We start from the raw sequence: 15,893 nt of genomic DNA on the forward strand, positions 1-15,893 counted from the left end.
GGCTGCGCGGTGTTCTGCCGCACTGATCCAGACGTTTTCGCGGGGGCTGCGGGCATGATTTTTCCGGCCCGGAAATGGCGGTTTGGGTCATCACGGAGACTGCGTATCTGTAGGACGCCTGAGCTGTTCAAATCAGGAGCAAGGTGCTACAACGACCTCACACGGTAACGAATGCCTTGCAACTTTGCGGCACTTTGCGCCCCTGGCTTCGGGTGTCGCCATGGGAGGTCATATGGATGTCATCAGCAACTCCGCAGCGCGCTATGTTCGTCTGCGTGAAGAGGAAATGTCGCTGGACGAGTATCTGGCTCTGTGTCAGCGGGACCCCATGGCTTATGCCAGCGCCGCCCAGCGCATGCTGAGCGTTATCGGCGAGCCGGAGATGGTCGATACACGCAACGATCCTTCCCTGTCCCGCCTGTTTGCCAACAAGGTCATCCGCCGCTATCCGGCATTCTCCGAGTTCTACGGCATGGAAGATGCCATCGAGCAAGTGGTGAGCTTCTTCCGCCATGCCGCGCAGGGGCTGGAAGAGCGCAAGCAGATCCTCTATCTGCTGGGCCCTGTGGGCGGTGGCAAGAGCTCGATCGCCGAGCGCCTCAAATATCTGATGCAGAAGGCGCCGTTCTATGCCCTCAAGGGCTCGCCCGTGAATGAGTCGCCGCTGGGACTGTTCGACCCGGTGGAAGACGGCCCGGTGCTGGAAGAGGAGTTCGGTATTCCGCGCCGCAGCCTGCAACACATTCTCTCGCCCTGGGCGGTGAAGCGGCTCGAGGAATTTGGTGGCGACATCCGCCAGTTCCGCGTGGTCAAGCGCTATCCGAGCATCCTCAAGCAAATCGGTATTGCCAAGACCGAGCCGGGGGACGAAAACAACCAGGACATCTCCAGCCTGGTGGGCAAGGTAGACATCCGCAAGCTCGAGAATTTTGCCCAGGACGATACCGATGCCTACAGCTACTCGGGTGGGTTGTGTCTGGCCAACCAGGGCCTGCTGGAGTTCGTCGAAATGTTCAAGGCTCCTATCAAGGTGCTGCACCCCCTGCTGACGGCAACCCAGGAAGGCAACTACAAGGGCACGGAAGGCTTTGGCGCCATTCCCTTCGATGGTCTGGTGCTGGCCCACAGCAACGAGAGCGAGTGGAAGGCGTTTCGCAACAACAAGAACAATGAGGCTTTCCTCGACCGTATCTATATCGTCAAAGTGCCTTACTGCCTGCGCGTGAGTGAGGAAGTGAAGATCTACGAGAAGCTGATTCGCGAGTCTTCGCTGGCCCACGCGGTCTGCGCGCCGGGCACCCTCAAGATGATGGCCCAGTTCTCGGTGCTCACGCGCCTGAAGGAGCCCGAGAACTCCAGCATCTTCAGCAAGATGCAGGTCTATGACGGCGAAAGCCTCAAGGACACCGACCCGCGTGCCAAGAGCTACCAGGAATACCGCGACTATGCGGGCGTGGACGAAGGCATGGAGGGCATTTCCACGCGCTTTGCGTTCAAGATTCTGGCCAAGGTCTTCAACTACGACAGCACCGAAGTGGCGGCCAACCCCGTGCACCTGATGTATGTGCTGGAGCGGCAGATCGAGCGTGAGCAGTTCTCGGCCGAGCTGGAGACCAAGTACACGGGCTACATCAAGGAATATCTGTCACAGCGCTATGCCGAATTCATAGGCAAGGAAATCCAGACTGCCTATCTGGAAAGCTATAGCGAGTACGGCCAGAACATCTTTGACCGCTACGTCACCTATGCCGACTACTGGATCCAGGACAGCGAGTACCGCGATACCGACACCGGCGAGGTGTTCGACCGCAACGCGCTGAACGCCGAGTTGGAAAAGGTCGAAAAGCCTGCCGGCATTGCCAACCCCAAGGACTTCCGCAACGAGATCGTCAACTTCGTGCTGCGTGCCCGAGCCAACAACCAGGGCAAGAACCCCAGCTGGACCAGCTACGAAAAGCTGCGCGTGGTGATCGAGAAGAAGATGTTCTCCAACACCGAAGAGCTGCTGCCCGTCATCAGCTTCAATGCCAAGGCCAGTGCCGAAGATGCGCGCAAGCACGAAGACTTCGTCACCCGCATGGAGGCCAAGGGCTACACGCCCAAGCAGGTGCGGCTGCTGTGCGAGTGGTATCTGCGTGTACGCAAGAGCAGCTGACGAAAGCACCGGTGGCTGCACACTGCAGCCACTGGCGGAAAGTTGGAACACAGCCCCTGGAGATGGGAGCATAGATGACATTGCATATCATCGACCGCAGGCTCGCAGGCAAGAACAAATCGGTGGGCAACCGAGAGCGGTTTGTGCGGCGTTACAAGGCGCAGATCGCGGAGGCGGTGCGAAAAGCCGTGTCCACGCGGGACATCCGCCATATCGATCAGGCTGAAAACATCACGATTCCCAAAAAGGACATTCAGGAGCCGGTGTTCAGGCATGGACAGGGCGGCATCCGCGATGTGGTGCTGCCCGGCAACCATGACCATGTGCGGGGCGACCGGATCGCGCGGCCACAAGGCGGAGGCGGAGCAGGGGGATCGCAGGCCAGCGACAACGGGGAGAGCCAGGACGACTTCACCTTCACCCTGACCAAGGAAGAGTTCATGGAACTCTTCTTCGAAGACCTGGCCCTGCCGCGCCTGCTGCGCAACCATATCGGCAACACGCTGCAATACAAGACAAGGCGTGCCGGCTACAGCCATGATGGAACGCCCAACAATCTGGCGGTGGTGCGCACCATGCGCGGTGCGCTGGGGCGGCGCATTGCACTGAGCAAGGCGCCGAATCGGGAGCTACATGTGCTGGAGGCCGAACTGGAGTCCCTGCTGGCGCAGGACGACGGCACGAGTGAAGCCATCGCCGAGTTGCAGCGCCAGATCGAGGCGCTGCGGGAACGCATCCGGCGCGTGCCGTTTCTGGAGCCGCTGGATCTGCGCTTTCGCAATCGTGCCAAGGTGCCCGTGCCCAGCAGTCAGGCCGTGATGTTCTGCGTGATGGATGTCTCGGGCTCCATGGATCAGGAGCGCAAGGACCTGGCCAAGCGCTTCTTCATTTTGCTGTACCTGTTTCTGACCAGGCATTACGAGAAGATCGAGATCGTCTTCATCCGCCACCATACCCAGGCGGCAGAGGTCAGCGAGGATGAGTTCTTTCACTCCACCGAAAGCGGAGGCACGGTGGTCAGCAGTGCGCTGGTGCTGCTCGATCAGATCATCCGGGCCCGCTATCCGGTCAATGACTGGAATATCTACGTGGCACAGGCCAGCGACGGCGACAACTTCAGCGACGACGGCGGCAAATGCCGTGCCTTGCTGGCCGAAAAGATATTGCCGCTGGTGCGCTATTACGCCTATCTGCAGGTGGTGCAGGAGGAGCAAAATCTCTGGGAGGAATACACCCGGTTGCAGACCGATTTCGCGCATTTTGCGATGCGCAAGGTCTCCGATGCGAGCGAGATTTATCCAGTCTTTCGCGATCTCTTCAAGAAAGATGGGGTATCCATATGAACCTCAATCTCTACCCGGCGCTGGATCTCAGCAACACGCGAAAATCCGGGAACCACGGAGCTCAGGGCGAGCGTCCGCGCGATGTGCCTCAAGCGCCTTTGCGAGCCATGAAAAGGCCGGCAAGTCCGCTGCCCGACCCCAGCGACTGGACCTTCGAGCTGATCGAGCAATACCACGCGGCGATTGCCGCCACGGCCGAACGCTACGGCCTGGACACCTACCCGAATCAGCTGGAGATCATCACGGCCGAGCAGATGATGGATGCCTATGCCAGTGTGGGCATGCCCGTCAATTATCGCCACTGGAGCTATGGCAAGGAATTCCTGGCGACCGAGCGCCGCTATAGGCGCGGTCATATGGGCCTGGCTTACGAGATCGTCATCAATGCCAATCCCTGCATCAGCTATCTGATGGAGGAAAACAGCACGGCCATGCAGGCCCTGGTGATCGCCCATGCAGCCTATGGGCACAACAGCTTTTTCAAGAACAACTATCTGTTTCGCATGTGGTCGGACTCGGGCAGCATCATCGACTATCTGGTCTATGCGCGTGACTATGTGGCGCAGTGCGAGGAGCGTTACGGCCTGGATACGGTGGAGCAGTTGCTGGATTCCTGTCACGCGCTGTCGAACTTCGGTGTGGACCGCTATTGCCGCCCATCGCATAAAAGCCTGGCGCGCGAGCGTGCCGAGCGTGAGGAGCGCGAAGCCTATGTACAGCAGCAGGTCAACGTGCTGTGGCGGACCTTGCCGATGCGCAAGGACAAGGACAGCACCGCGCCTGGCAGCGAGCGCTTTCCCAAGGAGCCCGAGGAGAACATCCTCTATTTCATCGAGAAGAACGCGCCGCTGCTCGAGCCCTGGCAGCGTGAGCTCGTGCGCATTGTGCGCAAGATTGCCCAGTACTTCTATCCGCAGCGCCAGACCCAGGTGATGAACGAGGGCTGGGCCACGTTCTGGCATTACACCTTGCTCAACACCATGTATGACGAGGGCTGGTTGACCGATGGGGTGATGATCGAGTGGCTGTCTTCCCACACCAATGTGATCTTTCAGCCCCCGGCAGGACATCGCGCCTTCAATGGCATCAACCCCTATGCGCTGGGCTTTGCCATGTACCGGGACATTCGCCGCATCTGTGAAAACCCGACCGAGGAAGACCGGCGCTGGTTCCCCGATATCGCGGGCACGCCCTGGCTGCCTACGCTGCACCATGCCATGCGCAACTACAAGGACGAGAGCTTCATCGGCCAGTTTCTGAGCCCGCAGCTGATGCGAGATATGCGATTGTTCGCGCTGCATGATGACCCCGCCGAGCGTGAGGTGCTGGTCAGCGCCATTCATGACGAAGACGGTTATCGTGCGCTGCGCCAGCTGCTGTCTCAGCAATACGATCTGGGTACGCGCGAGCCCAATATTCAGGTCTGGAATGTGAATCTGCGCGGTGACCGCTGCCTGACACTGCGTCACACCCAGTATCAGGGCAGGCCGCTGGCCGATGACGCGCAGGAGGTGCTCAAACATGCGGCTCGTCTCTGGGGCTTCGGTGTGCAGTTGGAAACCGTCAGCGGCGATGGAGAGGCTCCCTTGCTGCTGCAATCGGTACCGGCACCGCCGGGCTGAGAACATTCAGTCAAAACTGCATCAATCTCATGGCGTGCAAAACGCTGGCAGCTATCAAATTGAGATGAGCAACAAAAAAAGCGCTGCCAAGAGGCAGCGCTTTTTCATGCGGCTTGCAGATGCTTAGAACGCGGGGACGATGGCGCCCTTGTACTTTTCCTGGATGAACTTCTTCACATCGGGGGTGTGCAGGGCGTTCATCAGCTTGGTGATGTCGGAGCCATTGGCGCGGTCCTTGCGGGCCACGACGATATTGGTATAGGGCGAGTCAGAGCCTTCGATGAACAGCGCATCCTTGCTGGGGTTGAGCTTGGCTTCGATGGCGTAGTTGGTGTTGATCAGGGCCAGATCCACATCCGCCAGTGCACGTGGAAGCAGAGGAGCTTCCAGTTCCTTGAACTTCAGCTTCTTGGGGTTCTTGACCACGTCCAGGGCCGTGGGGGTCAGGCTCTTGGGGTCCTTGAGCTCGATCAGGCCTTGCTTGGCCAGCAGAATCAGGGCGCGGCCTCCGTTGGAGGGATCGTTGGGGATGGCAATGGTGGCGCCGTCCTTCAGGTCCTTGATGTTCTTGATCTTGCTGGAGTAGGCGCCGAAGGGCTCCACATGCACCTTGCCGTTGGGCACGGCCACCAGCGAGGTCTTGCGATCCTTGTTGTAGCTGTCCAGATAAGGCTGGTGCTGGAAGAAGTTGGCATCCAGCTGCTTGTCTTCCACGGCAGCATTGGGTTGCACGTAGTCGCTGAACTCCTTGACTTCCAGATCGATGCCCTGGGCCTTCAGCGCGGGCTTGATGTGGTTGAGGATCTCGGCATGGGGCACGGCAGTCGCGCCCACCTTGAGCACTTCAGCCTGAGCCGACAGGGCCAGAGTGGCAATCGCGATAGCAGAGAGAGCTTTCTTCAGCATGGGTTCTGACTTTCTTCAGCAAGTTGCAATAAATTCCTTCGGCCTCAACCTCATACAGGCCTTGGTGAAGTAAGGTGCATAGTCTAGTGCGACTGCAGCAGACTCTGCAGGACATTTTTCTTATTTAGTTATAAGAGCGTCGTTTTTTATTCAAACCCAGTTCATGAATCCCGAAATGCTCGAGCGACTGGTTCGCGTGCAAATGCCTTATGGCAAATACAAAGGCCGTTTGATTGCCGATCTGCCCGGCAACTATCTGAACTGGTTTGCGCGCGAAGGTTTTCCCAAAGGGGAGATCGGCCAGTTGCTGGCATTGATGCAGGAGCTTGATCACAACGGCCTTGCCGGGCTGCTGGAGCCTTTGCGCAAGGCCGCGGGTCTGCCGCCAGCGCCCAAGGGCTGATGCGGCAGTGCTCCGCCGGGACTCAGGAGCCTGAAGCCAGCATATAGTCCACCGCCATGTTCGACAGCGCGCGCACGCCATAGATCAGCGCCGACTCGTCGGCATAGAACAGCGGCGAGTGGTTGTTGGGTGCGGTGTTCGGGTCCTTGTCCTTGGGCGTCACGCCCAGGTAGAAGAACATGCCGGGCGCTTGCTGCTGGTAGAACGAAAAGTCTTCGGAGGCCGAGGACTTGGGCTGCACGCCGAAATTGCCGGGGCCGGCCACACGTTCCAGCGTTGGGCCCATCTTCGCGACCAGGTCGGGCGGGTTGACCACCGCGTTGTAGAGCTCGACCACCTTGACCTTGGCCTTGGCGCCCGAGCTTTCGGCGATGTGCTCGGCCGTGGTCGCCAGGCGCTTGTGGATGTCCTTCTTCATGCCCTCGTCATAGGTGCGGATGGTGCCGAGCATCGAGACCTTGTCGGGGATGATGTTCATGCGGTTGCCGCCGTTGATGGCGCCCACTGTCACCACCGCGGGCTCCAGCGCGATGTTGGACTGGCGGCTGATGATGCTCTGGATGCCGGTGACGATCTGCGCACTGGCCACGATGGGGTCGACGCCCGACCAGGGCCGCGCGCCATGCGTCTGCTTGCCGCTCACGTCGATCCAGAACTGGTCCACGGCCGACATGGCCGGGCCCGGGCGCCAGGCGATCCAGCCCGCCGGGTAGGCGCTGGACACATGCAGGCCGAAGACGGCATCGACCTTGGGGTTGGCCATCACGCCTTCCTTGACCATCTGCTTGGCGCCCCAGATCTTCTCGCCATCGGGCTCGAAGGTGGCGGGCGACTCCTCGGCCGGCTGGAAGATGAACTTCACGCTGCCGGGCAGTTGCTCCTTCATGCCGGCCAGAACCTCGGCCGTGGCCATCAGCATGGCGGTGTGGGTGTCGTGGCCGCAGGCATGCATCACGTCCACTTCCTTGCCCAGGTACATGCCCTTGGCCTTGGAGGCGAAGGGCAGCTCCACCTGCTCCTTGACCGGCAGAGCGTCCATGTCGGCGCGCAGCGCCACCACCGGACCGGGTTTGCCACCCTTGAGCAGGCCGACGACACCGGTCACGGCCACGCCGGTCTTCACCTCCATGCCCAGTTTGCGCAGATGCTCTGCCACCAGGGCGGAGGTGCGCGTTTCCAGATTGCCCAGCTCGGGGTGTTCGTGGATGTCGCGGCGCCAGGCGATGAGCTTTTGCTCAATAGCCTTGGCTCTCTCGTCGATCTGCGCATGCAGGGCCTGGGCCTGTGGCGAGGCGGTGGCTGCCAACGCGGCGGGAGTCACAGTTGCAGGCACGGTTTGGGCATGCACTGCCAGACCTCCGCTTGCAAGCGCTGCTGTCATTGCGCTGGCAAGCACCAGCTTTTTGAAGCCCAGGCTGGAATGGGTGGCAAATGCCTGCATGTTTTTGTCTCCTTGTTGTACGTAAGACAAAGATGCTAGCAAGCGCTGTCGTTTAACCGAGCCTCATCCGAGACTGTTTTCATGAGGCTGGCATACCCAAAAAAGAACAGCCCCATGCGCAATCAAGCGGATGGGGCTGGGTTCCCTCTCTTGCCTGGTTGAAGCCCGAGAGGGAGCGGGTCTGGGTATTTACTTGGCTGCAGCGCGGGCAGCTTCGGCCTTAGCCTTGGCTTGGTCCAGCTTCTTTTGTAGTTCAGCGGCTTCGGCTTCAGCCTTTTTGGCCTCTTCTTCCTTGGCCTTCTTGGCTTCGGCTTCCTTGTCGCCACTCATGGAACCGGCAATGGCGTTGCCGGCCATGGTGCCAGCCACGGCGCCGACGGCTGCACCGGCCATGGTGCCCATCATGCCGGAGCCACGAGCGGCAGGCGCTGCGGTAGCGGGTGCTGCTGCAGGCGCTGCAGCGGCGGCGGGAGTGGCAGCAGGAGTTGCGGCCTTGGGAGCCGCGGCAGCAGGAGCTACGGGCGCGGGCTGTGCAGGAGCCTTGCTGCCGATGCTGGCAGGACGCACGGACTTGCTGCTGCCCATGCGCTTGGCCTGTGCCAGCGAAGGCACGGTTAGCGATGCAATGGCGATGGCGATCACGGAAGCGGCAGCACGGTACGAAGTCTTCACAGGTGTTTTTCCAATCATGGTTGTCATAGAGGTTGCCTGTCGCGCAGGGCGAAATACAACCGGCATGCCATGAGACGTATGTCCCATTGGGCCTGCTTGCTATGGTATTTAGAGTTAAGAGGAGAAATTTCAAGGATCTGAGCTGAAACTGTCCGTAAAAAGGACAGGGCCCGGCCCCTGGCAGCTGGTGTTGTGATCTATGTAATGCTGCGGGTCGATTGTAGGAACACTGGAGGCACAGAAAAGTTCCGGCAGCCTTTCTTTGAAGGAAATATTCACGAAAAAGCCCCGTAACGCTTGGTGTGCTTACGGGGCCAGCTATGAAATCAGTACGACTTACGCAAATCAGGTTCAGGCAAGAGCTTCGCCTCTAGGCCGCAGTCCTCGATGCATCGTATCGGCGGCCAGGTTTGTTTGCGTAAGTCCTAATCAGTTGTGCTGCAGGTTCACTGCTTGGGGTGTTTGCGCACCCAGGCGAGGAAATGGCTCATGTACTTGTTCAAAAAATCATGGCTGGCCGGGCCGATATTTCCTTGTGCGTCGATCAGATCATCACTCCAGCGCACAAAGCCCTCGGGTTGCTGCATGGTGGGCATGTCCAGGAATACGAAGACATTGCGCAGATGCTGCTGGGCCATGGAGGTAGCGGGGCCGCCGGGAGAGGTGCCGATCACCGCTGCGGGAATGCCGTTCCAGGCGGCTTGGCCATAGGGGCGGCTCAGCCCGTCGAGTGCATTTTTCAGGGGCGCGGGAATGGAGCGGTTGTGCTCTGGCGTGATGAAGAGCAGACCGTCACAGTTGCGCACCTGGGCCTTGAGCTCGTCAAAGGGCTTGAATTCAGGCGTACCGTCAAAGTCGCGGTTGTACAGCGGCAGATGACCAATATCGATGAATGTCACATCGGCCTGATCCTGTATCAACCTGGCCAGCCCTTCAGCGAGCTTGCGGTTGATGGATTGCTTGCTGTTGCTGCCCACGACCATGCCGATTTTCAGTTTGCTCATCTCAGACCTTTCAGTTCAACGGAAAAGAGCTTCACTCTAACGGAGGACGGTGACTTTGCCGAGTCAGAGATTTCTGATGGCTGCCGCCGCAAAAAAGCCGCTGGCGCGATGACGGCAGCGGCTTGGGAGAAGTGGCTGCAGGCTTTACTGCAGGATTTCCAGCAGGCGGTCCAGGCCGCCTTCGTTGATGGCCACCTTGGCTTCGTTGCGTACGCGGGGCTTGGCGTGATAGGCGACGGACAGGCCGGCAGCCTGCATCATGGGGATGTCGTTGCTGCCGTCACCCACGGCAATGCACTGCTCGGGTGAGATGCCGATCAGCGAAGCCACTTCCAGCAGCGTGCGACGCTTTTCAGCGCCGTCGCAGATGTCGCCCCAGGCCTGCTCGACCAGGCCGCCGGTGAGCACGCCGTCCTTGATTTCCAGCACATTGGCGCGCACGAAGTCGATACCCAAGAGGCCGCGCACATGTTCGGCAAAGTAGGTGAATCCACCAGAGACCAGCAGCACCTTCAGGCCTGCGGCCTGGCAGGCTTTGACCAAGGTTTCCGCGCCCGGCGAGAGCTTCAGGCGTTCGGCCAGCACGCGGGCCATGTCCGCCTCGGTGACTCCGACCAGCTTGCCCACGCGCTGGCGCAGGCTGTCCTTGAAGTCGGTGATTTCACCGCGCATGGTGGCTTCGGTGATGGCGGCAACTTCCTCCTTCTTGCCCGTGGCGTCGGCGATCTCATCGATGCACTCGATGGTGATCAGCGTCGAGTCCATGTCGAAGGCGATGAGCTTGTAGTCAGCCAGCTTCTGAGGGGCGTTAATGCGGCGGATCATCAGGCCGGGAGCGAATTCTGTGGCGTCAGTCATTGAAGTACATGCGAAGGCTGGTTCAGGAGGGCAGATGGCAGTGTTGCCTTCTGCAGATGGCTGCCATTATCTCCGCGCCAGACTCTTGCGGGCCGGGCTTGGGCGGCCCTTGGAACATGTTCTCATGGAACGGATCAGGGCTTGTCGGACCTGTCGCCGGGCATGGGAGGCTGGAGATAGATGGCATCCGACCAGGTGGCCACCCACTGGGGGCGGAAAACCACGAACACCGCCGTCAGCATCCCGGTGGTCACACCATCGCTCCAGGCCATGAGCCAGCGGGCCATGCGCGAGAGATCGTCATGGACATTGGGCAGCACATGGCCGGCCCATTGGCCCAATAGTGAAGCGATAAACAGGCAAAGCACCGTACCCAGAAAGCCGCGCAGCAAAATGAACACAAAGATGTGATGCCAGCACCAGCGGCGCACGATAGTGCCCCAGAGCATGGCCAAAGTGGCTGGCACCAGTCCCTGCCAGACCGTCACGCCCAGGGCCTCAGATGCGCTCAGCTCCGGAGAAACAGCAAAAGCGATGGCGCCCACCGCAAGCAGGCAGGGCACGGCAAGCGGCCAGCCCAGCAAGATGACCACCAGAGGGGCGGCGGACCAGTGCAGCTGCAAAGGCAGTCTGTACAAGGTGGGCAGAGCCCAGGCCCAGGGCAGCAACACCAGCACGGCCAGCAGCGGCGTGATCAGGGCCGATGCGATCAAATCCTGGCTGCCGCCGGGGCCCGGGCGGCTGGCCAGCATGCGCCAGGGACGCATCAGCAAGGCCAGCAGCAGGGCCAGAGCGGCAATCGAAGCTTCCAGAAACATGGCTTCAGGCTAGATGCGTGATGGAGAGCTCACGATGCCATGGGCACCAGGGACTTCCTCAAGCATGGGCCGCAGCCTCGGCCTTGAGTGGCTGGCCCAGGCTGCGCAGCACATCGCGCACCATCTGGGCACGGTCCTTGGGGTTCTCCAGCTCTTTTTCGATGCGCAGCTTCTCATTGCCCGCCAGCTTGATGTGCTTGTTCTTCTGGATCAGGTGAATGATGTTCATGGGATCGATCGGCGGCTGGGGCTTGAAGCTGATATTGATCACGCCGGGGGCGGCATCGACCTTGACCACGCCATAGGGCTGGCTCAGCACGCGCAGGCGATGCACGTCGATCAGGGTCTGGGCCTGGGGGGGCAGCTTGCCGAAACGGTCCACGATCTCCTCGAGCAGGGTATCGATCTGATCGGCTGTCTTGGCCGTGGCCAGCTTCTTGTAGAACGACAGGCGCAGATGCACGTCGCCGCAGTAGTCGTTGGGCAGCAGGGCCGGGGCGTGCAGATTGATATCGGTGGAGGCCGACAGCGGCGAGAGCAGATCGGGCTCCTTGCCGGCCTTGAGGCTGCGCACGGCTTCGGACAGCATCTCGTTATAGAGCTGAAAGCCCACTTCCATCATATTGCCGCTCTGGTTTTCGCCCAGCACCTCGCCGGCGCCACGGATTTCCAGGTCATGCATGGCCAGATAGAAGCCCGAGCCCAGCTCCTCCATCTGCTGGATGGCCTCCAGCCGCTGCTGGGCCTGCTTGGTCAGGCCGTCCAGGTCCGGCACCATCAGATAGGCATAGGCCTGATGGTGGCTGCGTCCCACGCGGCCGCGCAGCTGGTGCAGCTGCGCCAGACCGAACTTGTCGGCGCGGCTGATGAGAATGGTGTTGGCAGAGGGAACGTCGATGCCGGTCTCGATGATGGTCGAGCACAGCAAGATGTTGTAGCGCTGGGCCACGAAATCGCGCATCACACGCTCCAGCTCGCGCTCGGGCATCTGGCCGTGGGCCACGGCGATGCGGGCCTCTGGCAGGATTTCCTCCAGCTTCTGCTTGCGGTTCTCTATGGTCTCGACCTCGTTGTGCAGGAAGTAGATCTGTCCGCCCCGCTTGAGCTCGCGCAGCACGGCTTCGCGAATCACGCCCGTGCCCTCGTTGCGCACAAAGGTCTTGATGGCCAGACGCCGCTGCGGCGCCGTGGCGATCACCGACAGATCGCGCAGCCCCTCCAGCGCCATGCCCATGGTGCGCGGAATCGGGGTGGCCGTCAGTGTCAGCACATCGACCTCGGCACGCATGGCCTTCATGGCCTCCTTGTGGCGCACGCCAAAGCGGTGTTCCTCGTCGATGATGAGCAGGCCTAGGTTCTTGAACTGCGTGGATTCAGATAGCAGCTTGTGCGTGCCGACCACGATATCCACCGTACCGTCCGAGATGCCCTTGATGGCTGCCGTGATCTCCTTGCCCGAGCGGAAGCGCGACACCTCGGCCACCTTGATCGGCCATTTGGAGAAGCGGTCCACCAGGGTCTGGTAATGCTGCTCGGCCAGCAGCGTGGTGGGGGCGAGGAAGGCGACTTGCTTGCCGCCCATGGCTGCCACAAAGGCTGCACGCAGCGCGACCTCGGTCTTGCCGAAGCCCACATCGCCACAGACCAGGCGGTCCATGGGCTGGGGGCTGATCATGTCCTGCACCACGGCGTGGATGGCGGCGCGCTGGTCGGCCGTTTCCTCGAAGCCGAAGTCGGCCACAAACTGCTCGTAGTCGGCCGTGGGGAAGCGGAAGGCATGGCCCTGGCGCGCGGCGCGGCGAGCATAGATATTGAGCAGCTCGGCGGCCGAGTCGCGCACCTGTTCGGCGGCCTTGCGCTTGGCTTTTTCCCATTGCGTGCCGCCCAGCTTGTGCAGCGGCGCATCGTCGGGCGAGACGCCGGTGTAGCGGCTGATCAGGTGCAACTGGCTGACGGGCACATAGAGCACGGCATCGGCCGCATATTCCAGATGCAGAAACTCCTGCAGCGCGGGCGTGCCGTCCGGGTTCTTCTGGCCCATGTCCATATTGATCAGCCCGCGATAGCGGCCTATGCCGTGGTCGGCATGAACGATGGGGTCTCCCACCTTGAGCTCGGACAGGTCCTTGATCAGGGCCTCCACATCGCTGACCTGCTCCTGGCGGCGGCGACGGCGGCCTGTGGGGCTGCTGGCGAACAGCTCGGTTTCGGTGACGAAGTCCAGGCCTTCCTCGACCCAGGCAAAGCCCGTCATCAGGCTGGAAGTGGCAATGCCGACCTTTTCCGTGAGATCGGCCTGGAATTCGGCCAGCGAATCGAACACGGGCGGGTTGACACCCGAGGCACGGAAAAAGTCGAGCAGGCTCTCGCGCCTGCCATCGGATTCGGCCAGAAGCAAGACCCGGCTTGCGCTGGATGCTATATGTTTTTGCAGCTTGGCCAGCGGGTCATCGGCGCCACGCAGCACGGAAAGGTCTTCGAGCTTCTGGAAGATGGCGCTGTCGGCCACATCTTCGGTGCCTGGGCGCAAGGCCAGCTGGGCATGCTCCTTGCTGCGGGTATAGAACTGGTCGGCGCTGAGAAACAGCGTCTCGGGCGGCAGCGCCGGGTGGTCGGGGTCGCCTTGCACCAGGCGGTAGCGGTCCTTGGTGTCCTGCCAGAAACGCTGGAAGGCCGGCTCCAGATCGCCGTGCAGCACCACGGTGGCCTCATCGCCCAGATAGTCAAAGACCGTGGCCGTTTCGTCAAAGAACAGCGGTAGGTAATACTCGATGCCGGCCGTGGCAATGCCGGCCCCCATGTCCTTATAGATGCGGCTGCGCGTGGGGTCGCCCTCAAGCAGCTCGCGCCAGCGGCTGCGGAACTTGGCGCGTGCCTCCTCGTCCATCGGAAATTCGCGGCCCGGTAGCAGTCGCACCTCGGGCACGGGGTAGAGGCTGCGCTGCGTGTCGGGGTCGAAGGTGCGGATGGAGTCGATCTCGTCGTCGAACAGGTCCACGCGGTAGGGCTGGAGCGAGCCCATGGGAAACAGATCGATCAGGCCGCCGCGCACCGCATATTCGCCATGGCTGACCACCTGAGACACATGCTGGTAGCCCGCCAGCGTGAGCTGGGCCTTGAGCTTGGCCTCGTCCAGCTTCTGGCCCTGCTTGAATTCAAAGGTATAGCCGGCCAGAAACGAGGGCGGGGCCAGGCGATAGAGGGCTGTGGTGGCGGGCACGATGACCACATCGGCGCCATGCTGCTTGTCGCGCTGGTTGATGCGCCACAGCGTGGCCAGGCGCTCGCTGATCAGATCCTGGTGCGGCGAGAAGCTGTCGTAGGGCAGGGTTTCCCAGTCGGGAAACAATGCGCAGCGCAGCTCGGGGGCGAAGAAAGCCATCTCCTCCATGAGGCGGTGGGCATCGGCGGCATCGGCCGTGACGATGGCCGTGACCCGGCCGTCGTGCTTTTCACGCTCGCCCAGCCTGGCCAGCAGCAGCGCGTCGGCGCTGCCAACGGGGCGGGGCAGGTGAAAGCGTTTACCGGGGGTGAGCTTGGGCAGTTGCATGGTTTTTCACAGACGAACGCAGGCAGCGACGCACAGGAGCGAGCTGGATGCGAAAAAAACGGGGACAGATTGAATGCGGGCGAGTCCGGCCATCAAAGGCAGGGCTCACAGCCCAATCAGCGCGGAGCTGATGGTTGGCGGCGCATTCACTCAAAATGGGGACACCTCAAGGCGATGCAAGCCGAAAGCAGGTCGTCGATGGATCTCACAGGCTTTCGGACGAAATGGTGATTTTAAAATACTGTGCATGACAGATCGGTTTTTCTCGCCTGAGTCCATGACGGACGACAAGGCAAACGCTGCGGCGGCTTCATCGCCAGCATCTGCGCCCCGCTGCTGGGGGCTGATTCCCTGCGCGGGCGTCGGTCTGCGCGCCATTGCCGCAGACTCTCCTGCCCCCGAGTTGCCCAAGCAATACCAGAACGTTGCGGGGCAGCCCATGGTCATGCACACGCTGGCCGCCATGTTGGCCGTGGAGCGCATGCACCGTGTGCTGCTGGTGGTCTCTGCTGCCGATGGCTTCTGGCAGGAGCGCGCCACGGACGCCCGGCTCAGCATTGCTGCCTGTGGAGGAGCCACCCGTGCTGAGACCGTGAGCAACGGCCTGCAGGAGTTGATGCGCATGGGAGCCAGCGCCGAGGACTGGGTGCTGGTGCATGACGCGGCGCGCTGTCTGGTCGCATCGGAGCAGGTCAATGCCTTGATCGATGCCTGCCTGCCCGATGCGGTGGGCGGGCTGCTGGCGTTGAAGCTGCCCGACACGCTCAAGCAGCAGGCCGCTGGTGCAGGCCCGGCCCGTGTGGCGCAGACGGTGGAGCGCAGCGACAAATGGCTGGCTCAGACACCGCAGATGTTCCGCATCGCTGCCTTGCAGGCGGCGCTGCAGGCGGCGGGTGCTGCGGTGACCGACGAAGCCAGCGCCATGGAGCTGGCCGGTCACTCACCCAGGCTGGTGCCGGGTGGTGCGCAGAACTTCAAGGTGACCTATCCCGACGACTTCGCGCTGGCCGAGGCCGTGCTGCTGCAGCGCAAGGCGTGTGGCTAGATGGATCGCGGTCGACAGGGCTTGAGGGCGGGCCAGGCCGTGCCCGACCCGGGACGGTGCAGATAGTATTTAATTT

General features: G+C 61.4%; 12 protein-coding genes. 5 read left to right on the forward strand and 7 right to left on the reverse strand.

Features of this window, described 5'->3' with window-relative positions; translation table 11 throughout:
• Positions 1–232: 232 nt before the first annotated feature.
• The 3 genes from QMY55_RS10230 (at position 233) to QMY55_RS10240 (ending at position 5,120) form a co-directional block, all read left to right on the forward strand.
• Positions 233–2,155, forward strand: a complete 1,923-nt coding sequence (locus QMY55_RS10230; protein ID WP_283488482.1) for a PrkA family serine protein kinase — start codon at positions 233–235, stop codon at positions 2,153–2,155.
• Between the two features lie 74 nt (positions 2,156–2,229).
• Positions 2,230–3,498, forward strand: a complete 1,269-nt coding sequence (locus tag QMY55_RS10235) for a YeaH/YhbH family protein (protein WP_283488483.1) — start codon at positions 2,230–2,232, stop codon at positions 3,496–3,498.
• Complete coding sequence (locus QMY55_RS10240; RefSeq protein ID WP_283488484.1) at positions 3,495–5,120, forward strand: SpoVR family protein; 1,626 nt, start codon at positions 3,495–3,497, stop codon at positions 5,118–5,120. The genes QMY55_RS10235 and QMY55_RS10240 overlap by 4 nt, the downstream gene beginning before the upstream one ends.
• 123 nt (positions 5,121–5,243) lie before the next feature.
• Here the strand turns inward: QMY55_RS10240 and QMY55_RS10245 are convergent, their stop codons facing one another.
• Positions 5,244–6,026: a MetQ/NlpA family ABC transporter substrate-binding protein gene (locus QMY55_RS10245; protein ID WP_283488485.1), complete on the reverse strand. Its 783-nt coding sequence runs from the start codon at positions 6,024–6,026 to the stop codon at positions 5,244–5,246.
• Positions 6,027–6,189: 163 nt separating this feature from the next.
• On the opposite strand from QMY55_RS10245, the gene QMY55_RS10250 reads away from it, so the two are divergent.
• Positions 6,190–6,429, forward strand: coding sequence for a DUF3820 family protein (locus tag QMY55_RS10250; RefSeq protein ID WP_283488486.1), 240 nt, complete (start codon positions 6,190–6,192; stop codon positions 6,427–6,429).
• Between the two features lie 22 nt (positions 6,430–6,451).
• Here QMY55_RS10250 and QMY55_RS10255 read toward each other — a convergent pair whose 3' ends face one another.
• The 6 genes from QMY55_RS10255 to mfd form a co-directional block, all read right to left on the reverse strand.
• Positions 6,452–7,870 carry an amidohydrolase gene (locus QMY55_RS10255; protein ID WP_283488487.1) on the reverse strand — a complete coding sequence of 473 codons (1,419 nt, stop codon included), beginning with the start codon at positions 7,868–7,870 and terminating at the stop codon, positions 6,452–6,454.
• A 189-nt stretch (positions 7,871–8,059) separates the two neighbouring features.
• Positions 8,060–8,569 (reverse strand): ABC transporter substrate-binding protein, encoded by a 510-nt coding sequence (locus tag QMY55_RS10260; RefSeq protein WP_283488488.1) that lies wholly within the window; start codon positions 8,567–8,569, stop codon positions 8,060–8,062.
• Between the two features lie 419 nt (positions 8,570–8,988).
• Entirely contained in the window at positions 8,989–9,546 is a 558-nt protein-coding gene (locus QMY55_RS10265; RefSeq protein ID WP_283488489.1) for an NADPH-dependent FMN reductase, read from the reverse strand.
• A gap of 144 nt (positions 9,547–9,690) precedes the next feature.
• Positions 9,691–10,404 (reverse strand): phosphoserine phosphatase SerB, encoded by a 714-nt coding sequence (gene serB / locus QMY55_RS10270; RefSeq protein ID WP_283488490.1) that lies wholly within the window; start codon positions 10,402–10,404, stop codon positions 9,691–9,693.
• A gap of 134 nt (positions 10,405–10,538) precedes the next feature.
• Positions 10,539–11,222 (reverse strand): hypothetical protein, encoded by a 684-nt coding sequence (locus QMY55_RS10275; RefSeq protein ID WP_283488491.1) that lies wholly within the window; start codon positions 11,220–11,222, stop codon positions 10,539–10,541.
• Positions 11,223–11,280: 58 nt separating this feature from the next.
• On the reverse strand, positions 11,281–14,772 hold the full coding sequence (mfd, locus tag QMY55_RS10280; RefSeq protein ID WP_283488492.1) for a transcription-repair coupling factor: 3,492 nt from the start codon (positions 14,770–14,772) through the stop codon (positions 11,281–11,283).
• A 277-nt stretch (positions 14,773–15,049) separates the two neighbouring features.
• Between mfd and ispD the strand changes: the two genes are divergently transcribed.
• Complete coding sequence (gene ispD / locus QMY55_RS10285; protein ID WP_283488926.1) at positions 15,050–15,817, forward strand: 2-C-methyl-D-erythritol 4-phosphate cytidylyltransferase; 768 nt, start codon at positions 15,050–15,052, stop codon at positions 15,815–15,817.
• The last annotated feature ends 76 nt before the right edge of the window (positions 15,818–15,893 follow it).

Origin of the sequence: Comamonas resistens (assembly GCF_030064165.1) — a bacterium.
Taxonomy (GTDB): Bacteria; Pseudomonadota; Gammaproteobacteria; order Burkholderiales; family Burkholderiaceae_C; genus Comamonas; species Comamonas resistens.

Excerpts from the sequence above, each read along its gene's own strand:
- QMY55_RS10230 (WP_283488482.1), top strand. The coding sequence starts at position 233 with ATGGATGTCATCAGCAACTCCGCAGCGCGCTATGTTCGTCTGCGTGAA.
- QMY55_RS10235 (WP_283488483.1), top strand. The coding sequence starts at position 2,230 with ATGACATTGCATATCATCGACCGCAGGCTCGCAGGCAAGAACAAATCG.
- QMY55_RS10240 (WP_283488484.1), top strand. The coding sequence starts at position 3,495 with ATGAACCTCAATCTCTACCCGGCGCTGGATCTCAGCAACACGCGAAAA.
- QMY55_RS10245 (WP_283488485.1), bottom strand. The coding sequence starts at position 6,026 with ATGCTGAAGAAAGCTCTCTCTGCTATCGCGATTGCCACTCTGGCCCTG.
- QMY55_RS10250 (WP_283488486.1), top strand. The coding sequence starts at position 6,190 with ATGAATCCCGAAATGCTCGAGCGACTGGTTCGCGTGCAAATGCCTTAT.
- QMY55_RS10255 (WP_283488487.1), bottom strand. The coding sequence starts at position 7,870 with ATGCAGGCATTTGCCACCCATTCCAGCCTGGGCTTCAAAAAGCTGGTG.
- QMY55_RS10260 (WP_283488488.1), bottom strand. The coding sequence starts at position 8,569 with ATGACAACCATGATTGGAAAAACACCTGTGAAGACTTCGTACCGTGCT.
- QMY55_RS10265 (WP_283488489.1), bottom strand. The coding sequence starts at position 9,546 with ATGAGCAAACTGAAAATCGGCATGGTCGTGGGCAGCAACAGCAAGCAA.
- serB (WP_283488490.1), bottom strand. The coding sequence starts at position 10,404 with ATGACTGACGCCACAGAATTCGCTCCCGGCCTGATGATCCGCCGCATT.
- QMY55_RS10275 (WP_283488491.1), bottom strand. The coding sequence starts at position 11,222 with ATGTTTCTGGAAGCTTCGATTGCCGCTCTGGCCCTGCTGCTGGCCTTG.
- mfd (WP_283488492.1), bottom strand. The coding sequence starts at position 14,772 with ATGCAACTGCCCAAGCTCACCCCCGGTAAACGCTTTCACCTGCCCCGC.
- ispD (WP_283488926.1), top strand. The coding sequence starts at position 15,050 with ATGACGGACGACAAGGCAAACGCTGCGGCGGCTTCATCGCCAGCATCT.